We start from the raw sequence: 7,016 nt of genomic DNA, 5'->3' as shown, positions 1-7,016 counted from the left end.
ATCGCCTGGCACTTGCTGCGAAGCGCCTCCAGGGAGACACGGGAAGAAGACCAGCGGTGCCGGACATTCATCATGTCGGCCTTAATCCTGGCCTGCTCATTCCACTTGAGGTGGCCGGACACCTCGGCCCATGCGCCGACGAGGTCCATAATCTCGTCGACGTCGGCAGGCAGCCCTGAGTTACTCATGGGTGCCATTGTGCTCCCGACCGCCAGCCGGCGCGGGCTCAGTGAGGCGCCGGAAGAGACGTGCGCCCGCGGTCTCAGCACTCACGACACGTCTTCTGCGACCTTCGGAGGGCCCGCTACGTCTCGGCAGCGAGCCCTCCATCCGGAGCCCGTCAGGTGGCCCCAGTTTGATCGTTCTCAAGTTCACCGCGGTGAACTTGGCCTAGTTAACTGGTGTCGATGATCGTCCGGCCAGGACCAGCCGGTGTCGACGTACTCACGCACTCAGCACGGTCGGATCCGGTAGACCGGAGTCCACGATGCGGTGCCGGTGTCCTTGGCAGTGTTGGTCCAGCGCAGGCTGCCGTCGGAGTTGTAGAACCTGGCCACGGTGCCCGACGTCTGGTTGTTGTTGAACGTGCCGTCACCGATGCCGTTGAAGTCGTAGAGGCCGCAGTAGTAGTAGTCGTACCTGGCCCCTGTACCGTCCTGGATGCACAGGTGCCCGTTGCTGCATGCGGGTGCGGCAACGTTGCTCCCGGGGGCAGTGAGGGTCAGGCTGCCTCCGGGGATCGCGATCTTGTTCGCGGAGAATCGATGCGTGCCGGGGTGCGTGGCCAGGTAGTTGTTCACCCTCTGCTGGAGTTGGGTCGCCTGGGCCGACTCAGCTGCCGCCGATGCGGCACCTGCCAGGCTCGGGCTCGCGACCAGCGCCGCGGTGGTGACCAGCGTTGCCAGAGCCGTGCGTAACGGAATGCTCACGTTGCTCTCCTCGTGACCTCTGAGGCACCCCGCTCAGGCGAGTGCCTCGTAGCGGGGACCCATCCTGGTGTGGAGACAAGCAGCGATAAAGATCGGGAACAGGACAACTACGTACAGGAAAGCCTTGGCCTCCCCCTTGGCTCTTGCCCGTCCTGCCCAGCGCCGCGAACTCGGCCACCCCGATCACCGTGCTGCTTCGCGGGCAGGTCACGGTTGTCGGCAAGGCACTGGGGTTGCTGGCGTCAGGGTCGTGCACGGCGGCGGCGCCGTTGGCTGGCTCCGCCGCCGTTGGCCGGCTCGGCTACCGGGCGAGGATGGTGACGAGGGTGGCGGTGGTGGTGCCACCGCCCAGCAGCGCCGCCAGGACGGCGGGGGAAGGTAGAGCTTGAGCTCGAAGTGACGTCCGATGCGTACGTGGACACCGTGGGGACTGTCGTTGTCGGCGCCCTGAGCGGACGGGTCGGGAGGCGGCGCGGAGGGCAGAGCGGTCGACGCGGTTGGTCTCCTTGGTTTTGGCCCGGCGGTGCTGGGGCACCGCACGGGTGTCTGGCGAGTGGCAGATCCAGCGGTCGGCGGGCTCCGGCCAAGAAGGCCACCCTGTTGGGAGCGTCAGGATGCACGGCTGGTCAGGCGCGGGCAACTCCGCTGCGGACGCACACCGTTGGACCCGGGAACCGGGCGATTCAGGCCTTTGCGTTTATAGTGCCGAGGGAGTCCGCCAAAGAGCGGGCAAATCGGTTCACTACTGGGCTAATCGCCGGTTGATGGCTCGGGGGAAGGTCAACGCCGCCTGCGCCGGCATGGTATCGAACGAGTGACGCCGGGTGATGGGCCACGGACCATGCGTGTAGCGGAGATCACTTCACCGAGGGGAGAGGGGATCGGCCGCCGCTCCCTCCTTCTCTGGCCGGAGCGGGGAGCGGCGGCTCTCGCCAGACATGGCAGCCACGCCTGTGATCCCCCTGCCCACCGAACGGACCGCGAGCTGGTCACGGGCGCAACCGCAGGCAGAGATGTTCGAGGATATTGCCCCACCGAGTGATCATCATCCGGAGAAGCAGGGCGTACGCCAACGGCCTCGATGATGCACGTGCGCTGATCGCGGGTGTCCGCGGCGCGACGACCCCGTCAACGAAGCGGCGATGGCGGGGTGTTGGGATATTAGGCTGATCGCTTCACAGCACAGCACAGCGATCCGTGCATCGCGTGACGGCGGTGCACGGGTTTGCCACCTGGTCCCGGGTCTTGTCGAATCCGGGGCCGGAGTGCAGTGAGTGCTGAAGTGTGGGGAGTGTGGCGGAGCTGGCAGACGCGCCGGATTCAAGTCCCGGTGTCCTATCGGACGTGAGGGTTCGAGTCCCTCCACTCCTACATGAACGACAGCGCTGAGGCCCCCGTACACGGCGAGCGACGACAAGCACCGTACGCGCACGAGGATGCCCTGCAGCGTCAGGCAGTACTGTCCAAGTGGGTCCGTGCCGAACGCAGTCGGCACGGACCACCTACGTGCGGACAGGCTGCTCGGCTCCCAACTACCGCGGCCGAAGAAGGCTTTGAACAAGCCTGGCGGCCGGCGGGCGAGGTTGGTGCGGCAGTCGGGACAGTGCCGGCCATCCTCGGGCGGGACGTCGTCGTAGCGGATGCCGGGCGCGCCGGTGACGGGCTGGTGGCAGCGCTCGCAGGGAACGGGCGGCGGGTCTGCCGGGAGTGCGGTTCTGAGAGCGCGGTAGGTCTCGCGCCGCTCCGCCGGGGTGTTCTCGTCCCGGGCGGGGGTGTAGTCCACGGTGGTGGCCGCGTCCGGGGCGAGGGCGGCATAGGCCGCGTCGTCGACCGTGGAGGCCGGGGCCGGGGCGATGAAGTCCGTCCGGGTCTTGATCAGGGCGGTGACGTTGCGGCAAGAGACCAGCTTGGGGTGCGCGACCAGCAGGACCTCCCGGGGACCGGCCATCGCGCGCAGGGCGTTCATCGTTCCTGTGATCCGGGAGATCCTTGCGGCTTAGAACTCCTAATAGAATGTTCCAACTTGCCTTGGAATATGGGTGCCTGATGGTGCGTTGGCCAGCACATGAGAAGGGGTGAGCAGCTGCCGTGGATCGTGTCCGATGAGCTATGGGCGCGCATCGAGCCGTTGCTGCCGATCGTGCCGCGGCGTGCGGATCACCCGGGGCGCAAGCGCCTGGACGACCGCAAGGTGCTGTCGGGCATCCTGTTCGTGCTGTACACCGGCATTCCGTGGGAGTTCCTGCCCCAGGAACTCGGCTTCGGCTCCGGCATGACCTGCTGGCGGCGCGTGCGCGACTGGAACGACGCGGGTGTCTGGCAGTGTCTGCATCAATCGCTGCTGGCCGAGCTGCACGCCGCCGGCGCGCTGGACTGGTCGAGGGCGGTGATCGACGGCTCGCATGTGAGGGCCATGAAGGGCGGCCCAAAACCGGACCGAGCCCGGTCGACCGTGCCCGAACAGGCTCGAAGCACCATCTGATCACCGAAGCGCACGGCATCCCTCTGGCAGCGTCACGGACCGGCGGAAACCGCAATGACGTCACCCAGCTCATGCCCTTGATCGAGGCCATCCCGCCGGTGCGGGGCCGACGCGGACGGCCCCGCCGACACCCCGACAGGCTCTACGCCGACCGCGGCTACGATCACGACACGTACCGCAGGCAGGTCCGGGACGTCGGAGTCACCCCGGTCATCGCCCGACGTGGCACCGAGCATGGCACCGGCCTGGGTGTTCACCGGTGGGTCGTCGAGCAGAGCTTCGCACTTCTGCACTGGTTCCGCCGCCTGCGCATCCCCTGGGAGATCCGCGACGACATCCACGAAGCGTTCCTCAGCCTCGCCTGCAGCATCATCTGCTGGCGACGACTCAAGGTACTCACGCTTTGTTAGGAGTTCTTAGCCGTCGATGACGCGGGACAGCAGCGGGATGCCGCCGTTGCCGGTCACAGCCAGGCCGGTCTGGATCTGCTTGAGGTCGTAGCGGCGATCCTTGGGATGCCCGTGCTTGATGCGGGGATAGTCCTCGTCCTGGTCGTCGGCCGGGTAGGCGCCGTGCAGGGATATGGAGGTCATGTCCCAGTGGCAGGTGGATATATCGATGCCGAACTCGCCGATCGCGCGGGCCCCGATGCTGTCGGTGAGTTCCGTCAGGTGCGGGGCGACGGCGTCCAGGGCACGGCCCAGCCGGTCGTCGTTGAGCAGTTCCGGCTCGATACCGAAGACCTCCTCCACCGCCCACTCACGTGCCCAGTCGTCCACCCGCCACAGCGGGGCGGGCGCGGTCAGCCGGTTGGCCACCAGCGTCTCGATGACCTGGCCGTGCGTCAGGTGGGCGATGTCCCGGCCCGGGCACAACCGGTCGACGGTCCCGGCCACATCCAGCCGGCGCAGAAACTCGGCAGCGACAGGCAGAGCGCCCAGACGCTTCTCCACCACGGCGCTGACCACGCATTCCATGCGCGGACGCATCGTCCGTGGCCGCGGGGACCGGGAAGACTTCGTCACACCCCACCAACGCGGCCACGACCCCAACAGACACTCCCACAGGCCCCGAACCAGCCGATTCAGTCACCCGCGCACATGGGGTTTCAGGTGTCCGGCCAGCGTGGGCGGGTTTCGTCGATGTCGAGTAACTCGAGGAGGTGGGCTTGAACCCCGCGGTTGATCAGAATGGTTGGGGGGTCGGTGGTGGTTCCCGCGCGCATCCGCAGGCTGGCGAGGTGGTAGAGGATCATGCGTCCGGTCGGGCGGACGGCCCGGTTGTCGGGGTAGAGACCGCGCATCGTCTGATTGCCGCCGAGGGCCTGGCGGACTTGGCGTTCGATGAGGCAGAACACCAGCAGGGCCAGGCAGATCACGGTGATCAGAGCGGAGATCCTGCGGTTGTGCTGCAAGAACACCGGGGCCACGGCGAGCGGGCCCTTGAAGTCGCTGTAGCGTCGCTCGACCATCGGCTGGTCCTTGTAGCGGATGAGGACCTCCGCGGCGTCGGCCTCGGTGGGCTCAAGGGTGCTCAGCAGCGCGTACCAGCCGTCGGCTGCGGCTTGGCGGGCCAGGGTGTCCTGGTCGAAGTGCCAGGTCAGGGTGGGGCGTCCGGCTGTGTCGACGCCGATGTCGGTGACCAGGCAGGAGGCGATGCGCCGCTTCCTGACGATCACGCCGATCCGGGCGGTGACCTTCTCGGCGGTGCTGTAGTAGCGGCCGCCGCAGGCGTGCTGGAGCTTGTCCAGTTCCTCACCGGCCTGCTGAAGGCGCCGGGCCCGGGCTGCCTGCTGGGCCGCGGCGTTGGCGGTGGAATGGACCAGGATCCGGCGCACCGTGATCTGCGGGTCGCTCTTGCGCGGACCGGTCAGCGTCTGGGTGTCTTCCAGCACGCGGTAGCGTCCGCGCTGCTCATACGGTTTCTGGGCGTCCCGTTCGGCGGTGTAGTCGACCAGACGGGCGCTGTCGGGGTCGAGGCCGGCATACAGGTCATCGGGGATCTTGGCCGCGGGGGCCGGCGCGATGAACCGCACCTGTGCTTGCGCCAGGGCCAGCAGGTTGGGGTAGGAGACCAGCTTCGAGTCGCCGACCATCAGGAAGTCGCGGGGTGCGGCCAGCCTGCGCAGGGCGGTCATCGCCCCGACGACCTGGGCGACTTCGCCGGCTCCGCCGTCGTAGGCGCGGTGGAAGACGGGGATCCCGCCGTCCGCCGAGATCGCGATCCCGGCCTGGATCTGCTTGAGATCTGTCCTGCGGTCTTTCGGGTGACCGTACTTGACTTGCGGGAAGCCATCCTCGGGGTCCTCGTAGGCGCCATGCAGGGAGATGCTGGTCATGTCCCAGTGCAGGCGCGAGACATCGATGCCGAACTCGGCGATCGCGCTCGCTCCCACACTGCCGACGATGCCCTCCAGCTCGGGCGCGATCGCGTCCAGAGCACGGGCGATACGGTCGTCGTTGAGCAGATCCGCCTCGGTCCCGAAGACCTCCTCCACCGCCCATTCACGGGCCCAGTCACCCACCCGCACCAGCGGCGCGGGCGCGGACAGCCGGTTGGCCACCAGCACCTCGATGACCTGCCCATGGGTGAGATGCGCAACCTCACGGACCGGGCACAGCTCGTCGACGATCCCGGCCACGTCCAGCCGGCGCAGAAACTCGGCAGAGGCAGGCAGAGCGCCCAGACGCCTCTCCACCACCGGCGCGATCTCCACATTCATCCGTGGACGCTGCACCCGTGGCCGCTTGGCACGCGAAATCTTCGACACATCACATCAACGACTACACCGACAACCGGACACCGCCCACACCTCGATCCAACCGAACGAGGCATGTGCGGAGGACAGGTCTAGGGACGCTCGCCGAACGGGTGGGTGAGGCCAACCCCCTTGAGGTCTGGTGGCTCGCTGGCCTGGTAGGTGAGGTGTACGGGGGTCCGGAGCACTTGCCGTCGAGCGGCTGATGACCGTGCGCCGTACTGCGGACCTGGCTCGCCGTGTCCTGCACCTCGGTGCCGGGCGGCCGGTCACGGGTGAGGGCCTGGACGCCCTGGTGCACCGCCTGGACGGTGCCGAGGAGGACGCCCCGGTCGGGCAACAGGCCGCGCGGCTGCGGCTGCTCGACCTGATGGCGGCGCTGAAGATCCCGGGACGGCCGGTGACGTACGCACGGCTCGTGGCAACGTGGCAGAGGGCCGCCGCGACGGAGCAGCAGCCCGCGCCGCCCGCGGCGCCGCAGGAGGTGGAACCCTAGGCGCAGGACCCGACGGGCCCGCACGATGTGCGGGAGCCCGAGCGCGGGGCGGCCGACCCCGCTGCTACCGCAACGAGACAGTCACCATGCCGGACACGGCGCTCTCACCGACCTCACTCAACAAGAAAAGCACCCTCGCAGATGTGCGCCGAGTGCGGCCACGTCGACAAGTGAAACCGTGTCGAGCAGGGGCTTTCATCTGCCGGGGGTGCGGGGTCGTTGCCCACCCCGACCGGAGCGCTTCCCACAACATCGCCACCCGGGGCGAGAGTGTGTGGAATGCGGGGCGCCGAGGCCGTCCGGGCGAGCGCGACCGCCTACGCGTACACCATCGGTTTCGTCACCGAGGAG

The 7,016-nt window shown here is 67.9% G+C and carries 6 protein-coding genes and 1 tRNA gene; 3 read left to right on the top strand and 4 right to left on the bottom strand.

Annotated elements, in window-relative coordinates; translation table 11 throughout:
* Positions 1–188, bottom strand: a 188-nt coding sequence (locus ABZZ74_RS51805) for a hypothetical protein (protein WP_356951098.1), incomplete at its 3' end; no start/stop codon positions are given.
* Between the two features lie 264 nt (positions 189–452).
* Entirely contained in the window at positions 453–929 is a 477-nt protein-coding gene (locus tag ABZZ74_RS51800; RefSeq protein ID WP_356951097.1) for a hypothetical protein, read from the bottom strand.
* Positions 930–2,216: 1,287 nt separating this feature from the next.
* Between ABZZ74_RS51800 and ABZZ74_RS51795 the strand changes: the two genes are divergently transcribed.
* Together ABZZ74_RS51795 and ABZZ74_RS51790 are read left to right on the top strand one after the other, a co-directional pair.
* Positions 2,217–2,300 (top strand) — tRNA-Leu (locus ABZZ74_RS51795).
* A gap of 694 nt (positions 2,301–2,994) precedes the next feature.
* Positions 2,995–3,821 (top strand): IS5 family transposase gene (locus tag ABZZ74_RS51790; RefSeq protein WP_356951096.1). Its coding sequence is split into 2 segments (ribosomal slippage): positions 2,995–3,355 and positions 3,355–3,821, totalling 828 coding nucleotides; the frame shifts between segments, so codons are not numbered across the junction.
* Between the two features lie 6 nt (positions 3,822–3,827).
* Here the strand turns inward: ABZZ74_RS51790 and ABZZ74_RS51785 are convergent.
* Both ABZZ74_RS51785 and ABZZ74_RS51780 read right to left on the bottom strand, forming a co-directional pair.
* A complete protein-coding gene (locus ABZZ74_RS51785; RefSeq protein WP_356951095.1) occupies positions 3,828–4,388 on the bottom strand; it encodes an IS1634 family transposase in 561 nt (186 codons plus the stop codon).
* Between the two features lie 131 nt (positions 4,389–4,519).
* A complete protein-coding gene (locus ABZZ74_RS51780; protein WP_356951094.1) occupies positions 4,520–6,133 on the bottom strand; it encodes an IS1634 family transposase in 1,614 nt (537 codons plus the stop codon).
* A gap of 241 nt (positions 6,134–6,374) precedes the next feature.
* On the opposite strand from ABZZ74_RS51780, the gene ABZZ74_RS51775 reads away from it, so the two are divergent.
* A complete protein-coding gene (locus ABZZ74_RS51775; RefSeq protein WP_356951093.1) occupies positions 6,375–6,665 on the top strand; it encodes a hypothetical protein in 291 nt (96 codons plus the stop codon).
* Positions 6,666–7,016: the final 351 nt, after the last annotated feature.

It is taken from the genome of Streptomyces sp. NPDC006476 (assembly GCF_040612015.1).
Classification (GTDB): Bacteria; Actinomycetota; Actinomycetes; order Streptomycetales; family Streptomycetaceae; genus Streptomyces; species Streptomyces griseorubiginosus_B.
The sequence above is the reverse complement of the archived record's forward strand: the minus strand, read 5'-3'. Positions and strand labels throughout refer to the sequence as shown.